We start from the raw sequence: 19080 nt of genomic DNA, 5'->3' as shown, positions 1-19080 counted from the left end.
CACGCCATTGGACCCCCGCGTTTGGCCCTGTGAGTCCGCCGTGGCGGACCATCGACGTCGCGGGAGTGCGCGCCGTTCAGGCCTCGGAGGGAAAGTCTAGGAGCGGCCCCCAGCCGCGCCTATTCGCAATACGGTCTAGCGCTAAAGGACTACGGCAAACAGGGCTTGCGGACCTAGGCGGGCACCGCGTCGACGTTCGCGCGGTCCCAGTGGCGGTGCTTCGCGATGGCGGCGACGAAGCGCTGCGCGATGCCGGTGGCCGCGGTGCTGTCGCCCAGGTTGGTGACCGGCGTCTCGGCCACCACCACGCCGGCGGGCGCGTCGTCCGGCGGCGTGTTCTCGTCGATGCCGAGCGTGGACAGCAGCCGCGCGCCCTCGCCCACCGTGCAGATCGCCTTGCAGTGCCTGTAGGCCTCCAGCACGAAGTGCACCGCGTCGCCCATGCCCGCCAGTGCCGCTGCGCTGTCGGCGCCCGCGGGCACCAGCACCGCGTCGAACATCACCGAGGGCGTGTTGACGAAGGTGGCGTCCACCTCGATCTGGCGCTTCGAGGCGCTGGCGACGGTGCCCAGCCGCGGGCCCACCACCTTGCACTGCGCGCCGGCCTGTTCGAGCGCGTCGCGTATGGGCTTGAGCGAGGCCGAGTCGACACCGTCGGCCACGAGGATCGCGATCTTGCGCGTGCGGATGGAGCCGTCGCCGGTGTCGGCCATGCTCAGCGCGGGCGACTCGTCGATGGGCAGCGACATGCGATGGTCGCGAAAGCCCGCCCGCCCCGCCGCCGCCTTGGCATCGGGCTCGCCGATGCCCAGCGGCTCGGCCACGCGGCGCGCGAGCTTCTCGTCCACGTGCGCGAGGTTGTCGACCATGCGCTGGCGGATGGCCGGCACCTCCAGCTTCGACAACTCGAAGCGGAAGGCCGCGATGATGTGCTCCTTCTCGGCCGCGCTCTGGCTCTCGAAGAACAGCCGCGCCTGCGTGAAGTGGTCGTCGAAGGAGGCGCTGCGCCGCCGCACCTTGGGCGGATCGATCTCCTCGGGAAACGACTGGAAGCCATGGCTGCCGCCGTCCACGCGGAACTCGGTGCCGCTGCCCAGCGTGTTGGGCTCGTAGGCCACCTGGCCGCGCGCGATGGTCTGGCGGTGCATGCCGTCGCGCTGGAAGTTGTGGAAGGGACACACGCCCTTGTTGATGGGCAGCTCGTGGAAGTTGGCGCCGCCCAGCCGCGAGATCTGCGTGTCTGTGTACGAGAACAGGCGCCCCTGCAGCAGCGGGTCGTTCGTGAAGTCGATGCCGGGCACGAGATGGCCGGGGTGGAAGGCCACCTGCTCGGTCTCGGCGAAGAAGTTGTCGGGGTTTCGGTTGAGCACCAGCCGGCCGATCTTCTGCACGGGCACCATCTCTTCGGGAATGAGCTTGGTGGGGTCGAGCAGGTCGAAGCCCAGCGAGTGTTCCTTGTCCTGCGGAATGAGCTGCACGCCGAGCTCCCACTCGGGGAAGTCGCCGTTCTCGATGGATTCCCACAGGTCGCGGCGATGGAAGTCGGGGTCCTTGCCGGCGATCTTCTGCGCCTCGTCCCACGCCAGGCCGTGGATGCCGAGCTTGGGCTTCCAGTGGAACTTCACGAAGTGGCTCTCGCCGCGGCTGTTGATGAAGCGGAAGGTGTGGATGCCGAAGCCTTCCATCATGCGAAGGCTGCGCGGAATGGCGCGGTCGCTCATGGCCCACATCAGCATGTGGGTGCTCTCGGGCATCAAGGAGGCGAAGTCCCAGAAGGTGTCGTGCGCGCTCGCGGCCTGCGGCATCTCGTGGTGCGGCTCGGGCTTGACGGCGTGGATGAGGTCGGGGAACTTCATCGCGTCCTGGATGAAGAACACCGGGATGTTGTTGCCCACCAGGTCGTAGTTGCCCTCGCGCGTGTAGAACTTGACGGCGAAGCCGCGCACGTCGCGCACGGTGTCGGCCGAGCCGCGCGAGCCGGCCACGGTGGAGAAGCGCACGAACACGGGCGTCTTCACGTCCGGGTCCTGCAGGAAGTCGGCGCAGGTGAACTGCGACATCGACTTGTAGACATGGAAGAAGCCGTGCGCCGCCGAGCCGCGCGCGTGCACCACGCGCTCGGGAATGCGCTCGTGGTCGAAGTGCGTGATCTTCTCGCGCAGGATGAAGTCTTCGAGCAGCGTGGGCCCGCGCGCGCCCGCCTTCAGCGAGTTGTGGTTGTCCGGCAGCTGCAGGCCCTGGTTGGTGGTGAGGGTCGTGGGGTGCTCGACGGTGAAGCCTTCGAGCTGCTGCTGCTTGGGGTTCGCGGCATCGCCGGCGCCTGCCTTCACGGCACTGGCGCGACGGCCCGCCGCGGCCTTGTTCTGGGGTGACATCGGGGACTTGTTGGGATCTTTCATCGCTGAAGGTTCGTGAAAGGAAGGCGGGCTCGTCAGCCGGCCTCGCCGTTGTCCAGGAACATGTCGAGCACATTGACCACGGCGATCAGGCAGATGCAACCTGCCACCGCGGCCACGCCCCACACGAGGATCTCGTCGCCCCAGCCGTTGGCGAACGAGTCGAAAAGTGTTGAAAACTCCATGATTTCCCCTCCGTTTTTCGCCCCTCTGCGGCGAATGAACTTGCAAGAATCCGAAGGTTATGTTTCAAGCGGTGCGCGGCCCGTAGTGGCGCCCCCTCCACCGCTGTGGGAGAAGACCCGAGGGCGCGGTAGGAGCCGGCCGACAGCGCATCGCACCCGCCTACGAAGCTTCGCGGGCTCCACCCGTGGGAGCGGCCGGCGCGGCTGCATAGCATGGAGCGACCATGTTGATCAGAATCGGCTTCGACATCGAACTGGGCGTGACCGCTCCCACGGCGCTGATCCACATGCTGCAGGTGCACCCCTCGCGGGCCGGCGACCTGCAGGGCGGCGAGAACATCGTGCTCAGCCCGCCGCTTCCCACCGACCACTACCTCGACGGCTTCGGCAATCGCTGCGCGCGCGTGCACGTTCCCGCGGGCGTGGAGAGCGTTCGCCTGCGCAATCGCGCTCTCGTCTACGACACGGGCCAGCCCGATCCGGCGGACTTCGAGGCCCGCGAACATGCCGCGGCCGACCTGCCGGTGGACACGCTGAGCTTCGTGCTGCCCAGCCGCTACTGCGAGGTCGACAGCGACCTGCTGGCGTTCGCCTGGAGCAGCTTCGCGCACACGGCGCCGGGCTGGCCGCGCGTGCAGGCGATCTGCGACTTCGTGCACGGGCACCTGCGCTTCGACTACGCGAACGCCCGGCCCACGCGCACCGCGCTGGAGGGCTTTCGCGAAGGCACGGGCGTGTGCCGCGACTTCGCGCACCTGGCGATCACGCTGTGCCGCTGCATGAACATCCCGGCGCGCTACGCGACCGGCTACCTCGGCGACATCGGCGTGCCGCCCGCGCGTGCCCCGATGGACTTCAGCGCGTGGTTCGAGGCCTATCTCGGCGACCGCTGGCACACCTTCGACGCACGCCACAACACGCCGCGCATCGGCCGAGTGGTGATCGCGCGCGGGCGCGACGCGGCGGACGTGCCGATCACGATGGTGTTCGGCGCGAACACGCTCAAGCGCTTCGAGGTCACGACGGAAGAAGCGCTCCTCTAAGCCTGCCTTCCGGTTGCGGTGCACCGCATCGCAATACGCCGCAACACGGTGAAATCTGCGGGCAACACCGCCCCACGACGCTCGCGGCTCCATCCACGATCGAGGAGCAAAAGTGTCGATTTCCGACTGTGAGCCGAAGCACAAACGCAAGCACCAGCACGCACCGGCCGAGCCCATGCACGGCCACCACCTGGCCGACGACCTTCCGCTGATGGCGGCGCAGCTCGGCCTGCAGCGGCGCAAGGCGCTGGCATGGCTGGGGTCGGCGGCAGCGGCCGGCCCGGCGATGCTGCTGGCCGGCTGCGGCGGCGGAGGGAGTTCCGACAGCGGCAGTGCCAGCCTCGCGGGGCTGGTGGCCGCATCGGGCACCACCTCGACGGCCACGTCGGGCACCGCGACCACCGGCAGCAGCACGATCAGCACCGGCAGTTCGAGTTCGAGCAGCAGCAGCTCCACCACGAGCAGCAGCTGTACCGCCCTCCCCGGCGAGACGGCGGGGCCCTATCCGGCCGACGGCACCAACACGTCCTCGGGCTCGACCTCCGACATCCTCACCGCCAGCGGCATCGTGCGCAGCGACATCCGCAGCAGTTTCATCGGCACCACCACGCAGGCCGCCGGCGTGCAGGTGGCGCTGACGCTCACGCTGGCGAACACCTCCTCCAGCTGCGCGCCGCTTTCGGGCTATGCCATCTACCTCTGGCACTGCGACCGCGACGGCAACTACTCGCTGTACTCGGCGCCCACCGAAAGCTACCTGCGCGGCGTGCAGGTGACCGACAGCAACGGCCAGGTGACTTTCACGACCATCTTCCCCGGCTGCTACTCGGGGCGCTGGCCGCACATCCACTTCGAGGTGTTCCAGAGCCTGTCCACCGCCACCACGGGCAAGAACGCCATCCTCACCTCGCAGCTCGCGATGCCGAGCGCGGTGTGCAGCGCGGTCTACCCCTACGCCACCGGCTACACCAAGAGCGTGGCGAACTTCGCGGCCATCTCGCTTTCGACCGACAACGTGTTCGGCGACAACACGGCGGCGCAGATCGCCGCGATGACGCCGGCCATGAGCGGCAGCGTCAGCGCGGGCTACACCGCGACGGCGACCATCGGCATCGCGCGCTGATCAAGCAACTGCAGGACCTCGGTGCGAAGCACCTGCTGGTGCCAATAGTCGACACCACGGAGCAGGCGGGCGCCGAAGCTGGCGGCAGCCTTCCTTGGCGCGCCGCCGGCTGCAGCCCTGCCGACAGGTCACATCACTTCCGCGGCTCGTAGCCGAGCAGCTTCATCGCGGCGGCCAGGCTCTTGCGGCGGCGCTCCATGCCGGCCCATGGCTTGTTGCCGGTCTCGAAGCGCCCGGCCGCGTTGGCGACGGTCCATTGCGCGGGGCCTGCGAGCGCCGGCAGTTCGTCCCACGCGAGCGGCACCGACACGCCCAGCCCCGGTCGCGAACGCGCGGACCACGCGCTCACCGTCGTCGCGCCGAAGCCGTTGCGCAGGTAGTCGACGAAGACCTTGCCCACGCGGTTGCGAGGACCGCTCTTGGCGACGAAGCGCGCCGGAATGGTCTGCGCGAGATGCGCCACCACGGCCTGCGAGAAGCCCTTGACGGTGTCCCAGTCGTACTGGCGGCGCACCGGCACCACCACGTGCAGCCCCTTGCCGCCGCTGGTCTTCAGGAATGCCGGCAGGTCCAGCTCGTCGAGCAGCGTGCGCACCAGCATCGCGGCCTCCTGCACCTGCGGCCAATCGACGCCTTCGCCGGGGTCGAGGTCGAAGGTCATGCGGTCGGGCCTGCCGATGTCGTCGGAGGTGGCGTTCCAGGTGTGCAGCTCGATGACGTTCATCTGCGCCGCGCCCAGCAGGCCTTCCTTCGAGTCGATCTGCAGCAGCGGCTCGTGGCCGGGGTCGAGCGCGGGGTCGAGTTGATTCACGCCCGGGATCTCGCGGGCCTGCAGGTGCTTCTGGAAGAACAGCTCGCCGCCCACGCCGTCGGGGGCGCGCACAAGCGACACCGGCCGGCCGCGCAGGTGCGGCAGCATGAGCTTGGCCACGCTGTCGTAGTAGGCGGCGAGTTCGCCCTTGGTGATGCCGCTGTGCTTGTCGATCACGCGCTCGGCGTGGGAGATCTTCAGGGACATGGATCTGCTTCTTTCCTTCGTGCCGCTCCTGGCGGGCGGCGACTTCGTCGCCATCGCCTCGATCTCGCGGGCCCGCTGCGGCCGTTCGCGCCGGATCTCGCGCGCGGGCTTGTCGCCGCGCAGGCCCTGGAACACGGCCTGGCGCACGCGGTGTTCGCGCGTCCATTCGCCGAAGGCGATCTCGGCCACCAGCGAAGGCTTGACCCACTGCGCCCTGACGCCGCGCGGCGCGGGCTCGAAGGGGCAGTCGTCCACAGTCAGCTTGTCGAGCTTCGCCTTGATGTCGGCGAGCCGGTTCGCGTCGAAGCCGGTGCCCACGTTGCCGCAGTAGCGCAGCCGGCCGCCGGCCTCGTCGTACACGCCCAGCAGCAGCGCGCCGAAGCCGGCGCGCGTGCCCTTGGGCGCGGTGTAGCCGCCGATCACGAATTCCTGGCGCTGCTGGTTCTTGAGCTTGATCCAGTCGGGCGAGCGGCGCGACACGTACGGCGAGCCCTTGCGCTTGGCGACGATGCCCTCGAAGCCGATGCGCGCGGACGCCGCCAGCAGTTCGCGCGGCGAGGCGTCGAAGGCGTCGCTCAGGCGCAGCTGCGGCGAAGGCGGCCTGCCGGCGAGCAGCGCGGCGAGCCTTGCGCGGCGCTCCTCGACCGGCAGGTCGCGCAGGTCTTCGCCGTCGAGAAATGGCGCGTCGAAGAGCCAGTAGACGATGGACGCGGTGGCACCGCGGTCGAAGGCGTTCTGCAGCGCCTGGAAGTCGGGTGCGCCGTTGGGGCCGTCCACGGTGATCTCGCCGTCGAGCCAGGCCGGCCCGGCGGGCAGCCCCGAAAGCGCCTCGACGAGCGCGGGCAGCTTCGCGCTCCAGTCGTGCCCGTTGCGGGTGAAGCAGCGGACCTTGCCCTTGCCGTCGATGCGCGCCAGCAGGCGGTAGCCGTCGAACTTGAGCTCGTAGAGCCAGTCGCCGGGAGATGAAGGCGGAGAGGACGCGAGGGTGGCGAGCTCGGGCTCGAAGGTGGCGGGCAGCGCGGCCTTCTTCTCTTTCTTCACGGTGGTCTTCTTCGCCGGCGCGGCCTTCGCTTGCTTCTTCCTCGGCGCCTGCCCCACCTCGTCCACGCCCAGGCCGGTGATCACGCTCGCCGGCTCTTCGTCCACCACGTCGTAGTCGTCGAGCGCGCGGGCCTCGCCGTCGCGCTCCTTGATGAGCAGCCACGGCTCGTGCGATTCGTCGCCCTTGCCGTGCATGCGCACCAGCGTCCAGTGGCCGTGAAGCTTTTCGCCGCGCAGCTCGAACTTGAGCTTGCCGGCCGCGAGTGCCTTGCGCGCGTCGCCATCGGGCAGCCAGTCGCCACGGTCCCAGACGATGACGGTGCCCGCGCCGTACTGCTTCGGCGGGATGGTTCCCTCGAAGTCGGCGTACGAGATCGGGTGGTCCTCGACGTGCACCGCCATGCGCTTCACGCCGGGATCGAGACATGGCCCCTTGGGCACGGCCCAGCTCTTGAGCGTGCCGTCGAGCTCCAGCCGGAAGTCGTAGTGCAGGTGGCTCGCGTGGTGCTTCTGGATGACGAAGCCCAGCGTGCCCCTGCCGCGCCGGCCTCCTGTCTTGGGTTCAGGCGTGCGGGAGAAGTCGCGCTTGCCGTGATAGCGCGCGAGCGCCTTGCGAGCGGTGGATGACGAGGATGATGCGGTGCGTGCCATGGCGTGCGCTCCCCGGCGAACTCAGGCGGCCCGCCTGTGGCGGGCCGGCGCCCTGCGCGTGGTGCTGGCGGTGCTTCTCGCGGCGGTCTTGCGTTTCTTCGCCGCGGGGCGCCTGGGTGCCGGTTCTTCCTCCTCCTCTTCTTCGGCATCGGCTTCCCTGGCCTTGCCGCCGCCCTTGCGCAGGCTGCGCTTGAGCAGCTCGGTGAGGTCGATGACCTTGGCGCCGCGGCCTTCGCCGGCCTGCTCCTGTCCTTCTTCCGGTTCGGGCTGGGTTACGGTCTCGGTCTGGCCGGCCTTCACCTTCCTGTCGACCAGCCGCAGGATCTCGTCCTTGAACTCGTCGCGGAATTCGTCCGGGTCCCAGTCGGCGCTCATGTCCTCGACCAGTTCCTTCGCCATCTCGAGCTCGCGCTGGCGCAGGCCCGCCTTCTTCGCGTCTTCGGAGGGCAGCGGCAGGTCGGTCCAGGGGCGGATGTCGGCGCCCCAGCGCAACAGGTTCAGCACGAGGCCGGGGCCCACGGGCACCAGCGCCGCAAGATGCTGCTTGGTCTGGATCACGACGCGGGCCACGCCCACCCGGCGGCTGCGCTGCAGGGTCTCGCGCAGCAGCGCGTACACCTTGGCGCCGCGGTTGATGGGCGCCACGTAGTAGGGGCGCTCCAGGTACACGAAGGGAATGCCGTCGGCCGGCACGAAGCTCTCGATCTCGATGGTCTGCGTGGTCTTCGGGTAGGCGGCGGCGATCTCCTTGTCGCTGAGGACGACGTACTCGCCGCTCTCGTACTCGATGCCCTTCACGATCTGCTCGCGCGCGATCTCCTTGCCGGTCTTCTTGTTGACGCGCTTGTAGCCGACCGGGTCCATGGTTCGCTTGTCGAGCCAGTCGAAATCGATGCCGTGGTCGACGGTGGCCGAATACAGGGCCACCGGTATGTGGACGAGACCGAAGCTGATGGCGCCCTTCCACAGGACGCGCGGCGCGGGAGCTTTCTTCGAGACGGGCATGGCAGCACACTCCTTCCCCCGAGAATGTGCGCCGCGGCGGCGCGCCCGATGTAGGAACGCGGCCCCAGGGGCCGTCAGGCCGCGCCGGTTGCGCCCGTGGCCCCGGTCACCGGCCCGAGCCGGCGTTCGCTGGGGCGCGCGAAGTAGAACCACTCCGCGCCCGGCAGCGCCATCGCGTTGGGGAAGACGATGAAGCCGTCGTCGGGCGCGCTCAGCAGCGTGCCGTCGTGGCGCATGCCGATGGGTTCGCCGCGCTGCACTTCGTCGAAGGTGGCCCAGTCGCGCACGAAGCTGTCTTCCTCGTGCAGGCGGTCGGTCACGCTGGCCAGGCGCAGCAGCTTCGGCGGCTGCGCGGGGCCGCCGGAAAGCCCCTCGGGCAGCTCGGCCATGCCCAGCAGCGCCAGGGTGCGGCGGATGGCGCGCCACGCCACCTCGGGCGCCTGCGGATCGAGATGCTGGCCGCATTCGAGCGTGACGCCGTAGCCGCCCCGGCTGCGGATGTATTCGTTGGTGCCGCGGCCGAAGTCGAGCTCGGCCTCGCTGGCCGGCGCTCCGCCCGCGCGCTGCGCGAGGCCGGCGGCGTAGATGTCGAGCCAGCCTTCCACCACGATCGGCGTGCCGATGTGCAGCGCGAGCTGGCCTTCCTCGTACGAGCGGGCGAAGGGCTCCAGCGTGCCGGTGTTGTCGCGCGGGCCGATCATGGCGAAGGCCTCGCCCTCGCTCTGGAAGGAATGCAGGTCGAGCAGCACCTCGTGGCGCTCGATGAGCGGGGCCAGCACGTTGGTCACGCGGGCTTCGTAGTCGGCCGGCGCCTCGGAGGGGCGGAACAGGCGGTTGAGGTTGCGCTCGCCCTCGCGCTGCAGGCGCCTGCGCGCGAGCGGGTTGGCCACCGGCACCATGGTCAGTTCGCCGCGCAGCAGCTGCAGCGATCCGGCCCCGAATTCGGCGAGCACGCGCTCGATGCCCAGGGTGCCGGAGATTTCGTCGCCGTGCACGCCGCCCATCACGAGCAGCCGGGGACCGGGGTTCAGCGAGGCGAAGGCATGGATGCGCAGGCTGTCGGTGGCCACGCCGGCGAAAGGATCGGAAGACATCCGGGGATTATTGCGGAGCCTTTTCCCGGCAGGCAAAAGCGCTATGCGTTTGATAGCAGCACGGGGCATCGAACAGGCGCCTACAGGGGCTGCCTCGGCTGTCCTACCGGGCCGGCCGGGGCGGCGGCGCAGGCTCCGCCTTTGTCAAAGGAGCGCATGCATGAACAGCAAGAGCAGCCACGGGAAGGCACCGCCGGCCGATCCCGCGAAGAAGGACACCGGCGGCGGCAAGACCAGGGTGGAGCAGGACGGCGACCCGGCGCCGCGCCTGCCGCACGAGCACGATCAGTCGTCCGACAGCCAGCAGACCCGGGACGGCCATCCGCCCAGGGTGGGCCGCCAGGCCCATGAGGACGTGGAGCGCGGCCTGGTCGACACCGACCGGGCGCTGGAAGCCGACAACGTCGAGGGCGGCGGAAAGGTCAGGCGCTGACGACGCCGGCCAGTTGCTTGCGCATGTCGGCGATGACGGCGCCGTAGTCCTTGGCGTTGAAGATCGCGCTGCCGGCCACGAAGGTGTCGGCGCCGGCCGAGGCCACGCGCGCGATGTTGTCGGCCTTGATGCCGCCGTCCACCTCCAGGCGGATGTCGCGCCCGCTCTGCTCGATGCGCTTGCGCGCCTGCTCGATCTTGCGCAGGGCCGAGTCGATGAAGCTCTGGCCGCCGAAGCCGGGGTTGACGCTCATGATGAGGATGAGGTCGATGTCGTCGATGGCCCAGTCCAGCGCCTCCAGGCCCAGCCCGGGGTTGAATACCAGCCCGGCCTTGCAGCCGGCCGCCTTGATGGCCTGGATGCTGCGGTGCGTGTGGGGCGAGGCGTCGGGGTGGAAGCTGATGTAGTCGGCGCCCGCTTGCGCAAAAGAGGCCGCCAGTGCGTCGACCGGCTGGATCATGAGGTGCACGTCGATGGGCACCGGGGTGCCGTCGGCGGTCTTGGCGTAGGGCTTGAGCGCCTGGCAGATCATCGGGCCGAATGTCAGGTTCGGCACGTAATGGTTGTCCATCACGTCGAAATGGATCCAGTCGGCGCCGGCCGCGATCACGTCGGTCAGTTCTTTGCCGAGGTGCGCGAAGTCGGCGGACAGGATGGAGGGCGCGATGCGGAACGGGGTGCTCATGACCCCGATTCTCGCAGCCGGCGCAAGCCCGACCAAAGGCCTCCGTTACCATGCGCCCCATGTCACACAGCCCCTTCAGCGTACAGGTCGAACCGCGCTACCTGGCCGACCAGTCCTCGGCCAAGGACAACATCTACACCTTCTCGTACACGGTCACCATCACGAACACGGGTCCGGTGTCCGCCCAGCTGATCGCCCGCCACTGGCTGATCAACGATGCCTCGGGGCATTCGCAGGAGGTCAAGGGCCTGGGCGTGATCGGCCAGCAGCCGCTGCTGGCGCCCGGCGAGACCTTCCGCTACACCAGCGGCTGCCGCCTGCAGGCCGCGAGCGGCACGATGCACGGCAGCTACTTCGTGGTGACGGAGGAAGGCGAGCGCTTCGACGTGCCGATCCCGATGTTCGTGCTCGAAGCCGACATCGGCGGAGCGCCCGTCTCCCGTGTCCTGCACTGATGCCCTGATGCACTGAGCACAGCGCGCCCCTTCTCCCTTTTTCTCCCCCCGCCCCCCGACATGGCTGCCGCATCGCGCGACTTGCAGGGGCTGCTTGCCGGCCTCGATCCCACGGCCGATGTGGCGCAGCGCCACATCTGGCTCATCAACATCTTCGACTGGGTGCGCGGCGACCGCGCCTCGCCGCAGGCGGCCATCGGCCGCGTGCAGCTGCTGCTGGACGCCATCGAGGCGCGCCCCGAGCTGCGCGAACGGCTGCGCGCCTGGTGGCGCGCCTTCACGCAGACGGTCGACCTGACCGCGCTGCTGGCCGACTACGGCTTCGCCCCGCGCACCGCCTTCGCCAGCGAGTTGAGCGAGCGGCTGCGCCGCAAGATCCTGCCCGGCACGCCCGAGACCACCGATGCCTCGGACCTGTTCCGCATGGTGCTGCCCGGCGTGTTCGACGCGGGCTGGATCGCCCTGCTCGACGAGACGCAGCTCGGGCGCATCGGCGCGCTGCTGGCCGACGCGGCGCTCGACGAAGACGGCGCGCCGCGCTGGCGCCACACCGTCATGGACGCCGTCACCTACTGCAGCAGCCAGGTGGTGGCCGCCGGCTTCTCGCCGGAGCTGCGCCTGCGCATGAGCGCCGACGCCGTGGGCGAGACGCGCCCCTTCCACGCGCTGATGGCCGACCTCGACGAGCTGCGCGAGCAGATGTTCGACCGCCCGGGCGAGCCGCGCGACGAAGAGGCGCTGCAGGCCGCCTTCGTGGTCTTCCGCGACCGGCTGGACGCCTGCCGCGCCGGCGCCGCCTCGGTCTACACGCACCTGGAAGACAACGGCATCTCGGTCGGCCTGGTGTTCCGGCTGCGCCAGCTGCGCGAGCGGGTACTGCGCATCCGCGAGCTGCTCGACTGCCTGATGGCGCCCAACCCGGGGCCCAGCGTGGCGCGGCTGGTCGGCCGGCTGGTGCTGGCCGGAGGCGAGCGCAACAGCATCCGGGCGCTGATCGCCTCCAACTCCTCGATGCTGGCCGCCAAGGTGACCGAGCGCAGCGCCGAGACCGGCGAGCACTACATCACCCGCGACCGCGCCAGCTACCTGCAGATGGTGAAAAAGGCCGCGGGCGGCGGCGCGCTCACCTCCATCACGGTGCTGCTGAAGTTCGCCATCTACGCGCTGGGCCTGTCGGCCTTCTGGAGCGGGCTGAGCGCGGGGCTGATGTACGCGGCCAGCTTCGTGGCGATCCAGCTGCTGCACCTGACGCTGGCCACCAAGCAGCCCGCGATGACGGCGCCGGCCATGGCCGCGCGGCTGCGCGACATCAAGTCGGACGCGGCGGTGGACGATTTCGTCGACGAGGTCGCCAACCTGGTGCGCTCGCAGGTGGCGGCGGTGCTGGGCAATGTGCTGGTGGTAGTGCCGGCGATGGCGGCCGTCTGCCTGCTGGTGCAGTTCGCGCTGGGGCGGCCGCTGCTGGACGCGGCCCATGCCGCGGCCACGCTGAAATCGCTTTCACTGGCCGGGCCGACCCCGCTTTTCGCGGCAATCACCGGCATCCTGCTGTTTTCGGCCAGCATCATCGCCGGATGGACAGAAAACGCCTTTGTCCTGCATCGGATGGACTCTGCAATGCGTTACAACCCCCGCATCGGCGCTTTTCTCGGCGCCGCACGGGCTCGCCGCTGGGCCGATTTCATGCGCACCAACATTTCAGGCTTCGCCTCCAACATCTCGCTGGGACTCATGCTCGGGCTGCTGCCCGCGTTCGCGGGTTTCTTCGGGCTCGGGCTGGACGTGCGGCACGTGACACTGTCGGCCGGACAGATCGCCGCCGCGGCGACGTCCACCGGCCTCGCGGTGTTGCAGCAGCCTGCGCTGTGGTGGGCGGTGGCGGCGATCCCGGTCATTGGCGCGCTCAATGTGAGCGTGAGTTTCTACTTCGCTTTCCGCCTGGCGCTGCGAGCGCACAGCGTGAGCCTCGGTGACCGCGCGCGCATCCGCAGCGCGATCTGGGCCCGCTGGCGCAGCCGCCCGGTGAGCTTTTTCCTTCCTGGATGAATTTGACGAGCTTCCTCAACGATCTGCTGGGTTTCTGGTCCGAGTGGGTGCGCCCCTCGGCCGGCCTGCCCACCGTGCTGTGGTCGCTGCTGCTGGCGGCGGCGGCGGCTTCCGGCCACCTCGTGCAACGCTACCTCGGGCTTCCCAAGGTGATCGGCTATTCGCTGGTCGGCGCGGTGGTGGGTTTCGCCGGCTTCGAAGGCGCGATCTGGCCGCTGCGCGGCATCAGCCTCTTCCTGCTCGAGCTCGGCGCGGCCGTGGTGCTGTTCGAGGCGGGCGGGCGGCTGCCGCTGCGCTGGTTCCGCCACAACCCGATGGTGCTGGTGCAGAGCCTGCTCGAAGCCACGCTGACCTACTTCGGCGTGTACTGGATGCTCTCGCTGCTGGGCCTGCCCGAGCCGGTGGCCAACCCGATCGCGCTGATGGCCATCGTCGCCTCGCCGGCGGTGTTGAGCCGCGTGATCATCGACACCCGCGCCGCCGGCCCCGTGACCGAACGCGCGATGACGCTGGCCACGCTCAACACCTTCTACGCACTGGCGCTGGGCTACGCGCAGGCGGGGCTGATCGAGCGCGCGCCGCAGACCATGCTGCAGAAGCTCTACCCGATCGCGGTGGTGCTGGGCCTGTCGTTCGTGGTGGGCGCGATCATGGCGCTCGCGCTGCGCTCGGCGCTGCGGGTGATGAGCCCGTCGAGCGAGAACACATCGATCCTGCTGCTGGCGATCATCGCGGCGGGCGCCGCGCTCACCGCGCACATCGGCGGCTCCGCGCCGCTGGCGGCGCTGATCGGCGGCGTGCTGCTCAAGACGCTGAACCCCAAGCCCTGGGCCTGGCAACGGCAGCTGGGCACGGCCTCATCGCTGCTGACCATGCTGATGTTCGTGCTGGTGTCCATCGTGGCGGCACAGGCCGACTGGACCTTGCCGGTGGCCAGCGTGGTGCTGGCCGTGATCGGCGTGCGCCTGCTGACCAAGATCGCCGGCGTGGCGGTCGCCAACCCCGGCAGCGGCGCGAGCTGGAAGCAGGCCTTCTGGGTCGGCTGCGCGATGTCACCGCTGTCGTCGATCGCACTGCTCATCGCCTCCAATTTCGCCACCGCCTCGCCGCTGCTGGGCACCATGATCACCCAGGTGGCCCTGCCCTCGATCCTGCTGATGGAAGTGGTGGGCGCGGTGCTCGCCACCCTGGCCATCCACGCGGTGGGCGAGAGCTCGGTGCCCTGGGCGCCACGGGCCTTCAGCATCACGGAGGACACGCAGCGATGAGCACCAACGCAGTCACCCCCATCGATCCGGACAGCGACGACGTGCGCTCGGCGCCGCTGCCTGCCGATCCGGCGAGCCGCGCGGTGAAGCTGGAGCCCTTCAACAAGTCGGAGGCGCTGTCGCTCGGCGTGGAACTCGAGCTTCAGCTCGTGAACACGCACGACTACGACCTGGCTCCCTACGCCGAGGACATGCTGCGCCTGATGGCCCAGACCCCGCTGCCCGGCAGCGTGGTGCCCGAGATGACCTCGAGCATGATCGAGATCTCGACCGACATCTGCCACTCGGCACAAGACGTGATCACGCAGCTCTCGCCCATCCGCGAGGCGCTGATCCGCAATGCCGACAAGCTCAACATCGCGGTGGTGGGCGGCGGCACGCACGCCTTCCAGCAGTGGCACGAGCGGCGCATCTACGACAAGCCGCGCTTTCGCGAGCTGTCGGAGCTGTACGGCTACCTGAGCAAGCAGTTCACCATCTTCGGCCAGCACGTGCACATCGGCTGCCCCGATGCCGACGCGGCGCTCTTGATGCTGCACCGCATGTCGCGCTACATCCCGCACTTCATCGCGCTGTCGGCGTCCTCGCCCTTCGTGCAGGGGCAGGACACGCAGTTCGACTCGGCGCGGCTGAACTCGGTGTTCGCGTTCCCGCTGTCGGGCCGCGCGCCCTTCACGCTGAGCTGGAAGGAATTCGAGGCGTATTTCGAGCGCATGACCCGCACCGGCGTCGTGCGCAGCATGAAGGACTTCTACTGGGACATCCGCCCCAAGCCCGAGTTCGGCACCATCGAGATCCGCGTGTTCGACACGCCGCTCACGGTGGAGCGCGCCGCCGCGCTCGCGGGCTACGTGCAGTCGCTGGCCGCATGGTTCCTGCAGGAGCAGCCCTTCGAGCCGACCGAAGACGACTACCTCGTCTACACCTACAACCGCTTCCAGGCCTGCCGCTTCGGCCTGGACGCGGTGTACGTCGACCCCGCCACCGGCCAGCACATGCCGCTGCGCGACCACATCCTGATGACGATGACGCAGCTCGAGTGGCACAGCGAGGCGCTCAACGCCACGAAGGCGCTGGGCGAGCTGCGCACCAGCGTGGAAGCGAACCGCAACGACGCGCGCTGGCTGCGCGAGAAGCAGGGCAAGGAAAGGCTCTTGGCCGAGGTCGTGCGGCAGGCGGCGTTGAGGTTCCGCGGGCAGGCCTGAGCCCGCTCAGGGCGCGGGCCGCTGCTGTTGCGGCAGCGCGACCAGCGCCATCTTCCGCAGGTAGTGCGCGAGCGGCGGCGTCGCCTTGTCCCGCACCTTCGCCAGGTCGTCGTAGCGGCGCACGCGCAGAGATTCCTCGGCGAACGGCTCGCGCATGAAGGCGTCTGCCTCGTCCTGCGTATGAGGGCCGCCCTGCAGCACCAGGCTGTGCTTCGACGCGGGGGACAGCGTGTCCCAGTAGCCGCCCTGCGTGCAGAGGTAGCGCTTCGCTTCGACGTGCAGGCGGATCGGCGCCAGCACGCCCGGCGGAAACACCCCGTGCAGGAAGGGCAGCGCGATGTACTGGTGCAGGTCGTCGCGCGCCGGCATCGCTTCGCCCTCTTCAGATTTTTCTTCCTCCTGCTGCACGCTTCCGGGCGCGAGCAGGTGGCCTAGGTCGTGCAGCAGCGCCGCCACCACGGTCTCGGCGGTCTCGCCCGCTTCTTCCGCGAGCGCCGCGCATTGCAGCGCGTGGTCCAGCTGGCTCACGGCTTCGTGGCCATATTGCCGCTGGCCGGGGCCGGCCAGCAGTTGGGCGATGTCGTCGAGGGTCAATGCCATTGCGGCAGTCCTTTCCTGCTCAACTCAGATCAGATCAGCACCTTGCGGATGCGCGCCGACACCAGGTCGATCACGCTGACGCTGATCACGATGATGATCATCACGGCGCAGGTCTGCGCGTACTGGAAGCCGCGGATGATTTCCCACAGCACCACGCCGATGCCGCCGGCCCCCACCATGCCCACCACCGACGCCGAGCGCACGTTCGACTCGAAGCGGTAGAGCGCGAAGGAGATCCACAGCGGCATCACCTGCGGCAGCACGCCGTACACGATCTCATGCAGCGCGCTCGCGCCGGTCGAGCGGATGCCCTCCACCGGCTGCGGGTCGATGGCCTCCACCGCCTCGGAGAAGAGCTTTGCCAGCACGCCGGTGGTGTGCACCCACAGCGCCAGCACGCCGGCGAAGGGGCCGAGGCCCACGGCCACCACGAAGAGCATCGCGAACACCATCTCGTTGATGGCGCGGCAGCTGTCCATGAGGCGGCGCGTCGGCTGGTAGATCCACCACGGCACGATGTTGGCCGAGGCCAGCAGCGCCAGCGGCACCGCCGTGGCCACCGCCAGCACGGTGCCCCACAGCGCGATCTGCAGCGTGATCACCATCTCCTGCAGGTAGACGCGCCACTGCGTGAAGTCGGGCGGAAAGAACTCGGCGGCGTAGGTCGCCATGTTGCCGCCGTCCCGGATGAGGTCGAGCGGGCGCATGTCGGCGCCCTTCCAGGAGGCCACGAGCAGCAGGAGCAGCGCGGCCCAGGAGAGCTGCCACGCCAGGTTGCGCTTGGGGGGCGCCGTGGCGAGCGGCGGGCGGTTCATCGGGATCGAGGAAGACATGAGAGGCGAACGAACGGTCGTCGGGAAGAAAGCGGCGCTGCGCTCAGTTCAGCGCGGCCAGCTTCTTGTCGATGTCGGCCAGCTTCGCCTTCCTTTCGGCATCGCCCAGCGCGGCATCGGCCTCGATCTTGTTGCGCTGGCCGAAGAGTTCGATCTGGCGGATCGGCAGCAGCTGCTTGTCGCTCGACTCCTTGAAACCCGCGAGCTTCGAGATCTTCATGACGATCTCCTTCTCGCGCGGGTCGGACTTGGCGTAGTTGATGAAGAAGTTGCGGATCTTCGTCTTCGTGGCCTCGGGCAGGTCCTTGCGCATCACGAGCGGGTCGAGCGGGATCAGCGGCGAGGTCCAGATGACGCGGATGTCCTTGTACTTCTCGGGGAAGCGCTCCTTGATCTTCTCGAGGTTCTCGCTGTTGTTGGTCGCGACGTCCACCTGCTTGTTGGCCACGGCCAGCGCGTTCGTCTCGTGGTTGGCGCTGCGGGTGATGCGGAACGCGGTCTTGGCGTCGATCTTGTTCTGCGCGAAGACGTAGAAGCCCGGCACCAGGTAGCCCGAGGTGGAGTTCGGCTCGCCGTTGCCGAAGCTCAGGCTCTTGGCGTTCTTCAGCACGTCGTCGAGCGTCTGCAGCGGGCTGTCGCGGTTGACGATGAGGTAGGAGTAGTAGCCGAGCGTGCCGTCGGCGTTGACCTTCTGCGCGAACACTTCGCCGTTGGCGCGGTCCACGGCTTCCATGGCCGACTTGTTGCCGAACCAGCCGAGCTGCACCTTGTTGAAGCGCATGCCTTCGATGATGCCGGCGTAGTCGGGCGCGAAGAAGGCGTTGACCTTCAGGCCGGTCTGCTTGCTCAGGTCGTCGATCAGCGGCTGCCAGTCGGCCTTGAGGTTCTGCGACGACTCGGTCGAGATGAGGCCCATGTTGAGGGTGTCCTGCGCGAACGCGCCGGCCATGCCGAGGCCGAACGCCGCGGCGGCGATGAGTTTCTTGATCATGGATGACTCCAGGAAGTGAAAGAGGAACGAGGGAATGAAAGAGAGGACGGAGAGAAAGACGCGGGAGGCGCCCGGAGACGCCCCCCCAAGAAAAATCAGACTGCGCTTGCCGGCTGGGCCGTCCACGGCACGGCAACCGGTGGAGCGGGTTCGGGCGCGACGGGCCGCAGCAGCTCTTCGGCCTGCACGCCATACAGCTCGTGCAGCAGCTCGGGCGTGAGCGCGGACGAAGGCCCGTCGAACACCACGCGGCCCTGGTTCAGCGCCACGACGCGCGGGCAGTACTTCATTGCGACATCGACCTGGTGCAGCGAGACGATGACGGTGCAGCCGTCTTCTCGGTTGATGCGCGCCAGGATTTCCATGACCTTGCGCGAGGACTCCGGATCGAGCGAGGCGATGGGTTCGTCGGCCAGCACCACCTTGGCGCCCTGCACCAGCGTGCGCGCGATGGCGGCGCGCTGCTGCTGCCCGCCCGAGAGCGTGGAAGCGCGTTGGGCGTGGCAGTCGGCGATGCCCACGCGCGCCAGCGCATCGAGCGCCTGCGCGCGCTCCTGCGCGGTGAACACACGTGCCAGGCTGCGCCACCACGGCATGCGGTGCAGCGAACCCACGAGCACGTTGACCAGCACCGGCAGCCGCGCGACGAGGTTGAACTGCTGGAACACGAAGCCCACCTGCGAGCGCACCTTGCGGATGTCGCGATGAATGCGCCCGCCCTTCTGTACGCAGCAGCCGTCGATCTCCACCAGCGACTGCGAACCGCCGTCGGCCGTCACCAGCCCGGCGATGTGGCGCAGCAGGGTCGACTTGCCGGAGCCCGAGGCGCCGATGAGCGCGACCATGTCGCCGCGCGCCACGTCGATGTTGATGTCGCGCAGGGCGTGGCGGCCGTTGGCGAAATGCTTGTCGAGATGCCGGATGCGCAGGAGGGTGTTCATTGCTTGTCTCAAAGTCGTCTAGACAAGTGCAGTTTCACCAGCCCGTGTGACGAGCCGGAGACACTTC

The 19080-nt window shown here is 68.9% G+C and carries 17 protein-coding genes; 7 read left to right on the top strand and 10 right to left on the bottom strand.

What is annotated here, in order from left to right:
- Positions 1 to 173: 173 nt before the first annotated feature.
- The gene (gene katE / locus SFB74_RS03550) at positions 174 to 2375 is read right to left on the bottom strand and encodes a catalase HPII (RefSeq protein WP_432729281.1); all 2202 of its coding nucleotides are present in this window, start codon (positions 2373 to 2375) and stop codon (positions 174 to 176) included.
- Between the two features lie 56 nt (positions 2376 to 2431).
- The gene (locus SFB74_RS03545) at positions 2432 to 2581 is read right to left on the bottom strand and encodes a hypothetical protein (RefSeq protein WP_432729280.1); all 150 of its coding nucleotides are present in this window, start codon (positions 2579 to 2581) and stop codon (positions 2432 to 2434) included.
- 224 nt (positions 2582 to 2805) lie between these two features.
- Between SFB74_RS03545 and SFB74_RS03540 the strand changes: the two genes are divergently transcribed.
- Together SFB74_RS03540 and SFB74_RS03535 are read left to right on the top strand one after the other, a co-directional pair.
- Entirely contained in the window at positions 2806 to 3624 is an 819-nt protein-coding gene (locus SFB74_RS03540) for a transglutaminase-like domain-containing protein (RefSeq protein WP_432729279.1), read from the top strand.
- Between the two features lie 112 nt (positions 3625 to 3736).
- Entirely contained in the window at positions 3737 to 4747 is a 1011-nt protein-coding gene (locus SFB74_RS03535; RefSeq protein WP_432729278.1) for an intradiol ring-cleavage dioxygenase, read from the top strand.
- 133 nt (positions 4748 to 4880) lie between these two features.
- On the opposite strand, the gene ligD is transcribed toward SFB74_RS03535, so the two are convergent.
- From ligD to SFB74_RS03520, 3 genes are all read right to left on the bottom strand, one after another.
- Positions 4881 to 7457, bottom strand: coding sequence for a DNA ligase D (ligD, locus tag SFB74_RS03530; protein WP_432729277.1), 2577 nt, complete (start codon positions 7455 to 7457; stop codon positions 4881 to 4883).
- A 21-nt stretch (positions 7458 to 7478) separates the two neighbouring features.
- Positions 7479 to 8462: a Ku protein gene (locus SFB74_RS03525; RefSeq protein WP_432729276.1), complete on the bottom strand. Its 984-nt coding sequence runs from the start codon at positions 8460 to 8462 to the stop codon at positions 7479 to 7481.
- Positions 8463 to 8536: 74 nt separating this feature from the next.
- Positions 8537 to 9556 (bottom strand): succinylglutamate desuccinylase/aspartoacylase family protein, encoded by a 1020-nt coding sequence (locus SFB74_RS03520; RefSeq protein WP_432729275.1) that lies wholly within the window; start codon positions 9554 to 9556, stop codon positions 8537 to 8539.
- Between the two features lie 160 nt (positions 9557 to 9716).
- On the opposite strand from SFB74_RS03520, the gene SFB74_RS03515 reads away from it, so the two are divergent.
- Positions 9717 to 9989 (top strand): hypothetical protein, encoded by a 273-nt coding sequence (locus SFB74_RS03515; RefSeq protein WP_432729274.1) that lies wholly within the window; start codon positions 9717 to 9719, stop codon positions 9987 to 9989.
- On the opposite strand, the gene rpe is transcribed toward SFB74_RS03515, so the two are convergent.
- Positions 9979 to 10674 (bottom strand): ribulose-phosphate 3-epimerase, encoded by a 696-nt coding sequence (rpe, locus tag SFB74_RS03510; protein WP_432729273.1) that lies wholly within the window; start codon positions 10672 to 10674, stop codon positions 9979 to 9981. The two genes, SFB74_RS03515 and rpe, sit on opposite strands and share 11 nt — an antisense overlap.
- A gap of 59 nt (positions 10675 to 10733) precedes the next feature.
- Between rpe and apaG the strand changes: the two genes are divergently transcribed.
- From apaG to SFB74_RS03490, 4 genes are all read left to right on the top strand, one after another.
- Complete coding sequence (apaG, locus tag SFB74_RS03505; protein WP_432729272.1) at positions 10734 to 11129, top strand: Co2+/Mg2+ efflux protein ApaG; 396 nt, start codon at positions 10734 to 10736, stop codon at positions 11127 to 11129.
- 60 nt (positions 11130 to 11189) lie between these two features.
- A complete protein-coding gene (locus tag SFB74_RS03500) occupies positions 11190 to 13175 on the top strand; it encodes a site-specific recombinase (protein WP_432729271.1) in 1986 nt (661 codons plus the stop codon).
- Positions 13172 to 14443 carry a cation:proton antiporter gene (locus SFB74_RS03495; RefSeq protein ID WP_432729270.1) on the top strand — a complete coding sequence of 424 codons (1272 nt, stop codon included), beginning with the start codon at positions 13172 to 13174 and terminating at the stop codon, positions 14441 to 14443. The genes SFB74_RS03500 and SFB74_RS03495 overlap by 4 nt, the downstream gene beginning before the upstream one ends.
- 83 nt (positions 14444 to 14526) lie before the next feature.
- Positions 14527 to 15648: a YbdK family carboxylate-amine ligase gene (locus tag SFB74_RS03490; protein ID WP_432731871.1), complete on the top strand. Its 1122-nt coding sequence runs from the start codon at positions 14527 to 14529 to the stop codon at positions 15646 to 15648.
- Between the two features lie 6 nt (positions 15649 to 15654).
- Here the strand turns inward: SFB74_RS03490 and SFB74_RS03485 are convergent, their stop codons facing one another.
- From SFB74_RS03485 to phnC, 4 genes are all read right to left on the bottom strand, one after another.
- Positions 15655 to 16248, bottom strand: a complete 594-nt coding sequence (locus SFB74_RS03485; protein WP_432729269.1) for an HD domain-containing protein — start codon at positions 16246 to 16248, stop codon at positions 15655 to 15657.
- A 29-nt stretch (positions 16249 to 16277) separates the two neighbouring features.
- Positions 16278 to 17081, bottom strand: a complete 804-nt coding sequence (gene phnE, locus SFB74_RS03480; RefSeq protein ID WP_432729268.1) for a phosphonate ABC transporter, permease protein PhnE — start codon at positions 17079 to 17081, stop codon at positions 16278 to 16280.
- A gap of 43 nt (positions 17082 to 17124) precedes the next feature.
- Positions 17125 to 18072, bottom strand: a complete 948-nt coding sequence (gene phnD / locus SFB74_RS03475; protein WP_432729267.1) for a phosphonate ABC transporter substrate-binding protein — start codon at positions 18070 to 18072, stop codon at positions 17125 to 17127.
- Positions 18073 to 18167: 95 nt separating this feature from the next.
- The gene (gene phnC, locus SFB74_RS03470; RefSeq protein WP_432729266.1) at positions 18168 to 19013 is read right to left on the bottom strand and encodes a phosphonate ABC transporter ATP-binding protein; all 846 of its coding nucleotides are present in this window, start codon (positions 19011 to 19013) and stop codon (positions 18168 to 18170) included.
- Positions 19014 to 19080: the final 67 nt, after the last annotated feature.

This window comes from Variovorax xiamenensis (assembly GCF_050916385.1).
Taxonomy (GTDB): domain Bacteria; phylum Pseudomonadota; class Gammaproteobacteria; order Burkholderiales; family Burkholderiaceae_C; genus Variovorax.
Note: the sequence above shows the minus strand (reverse complement) of the source record. Positions and strands in the feature narration are given on the sequence as shown.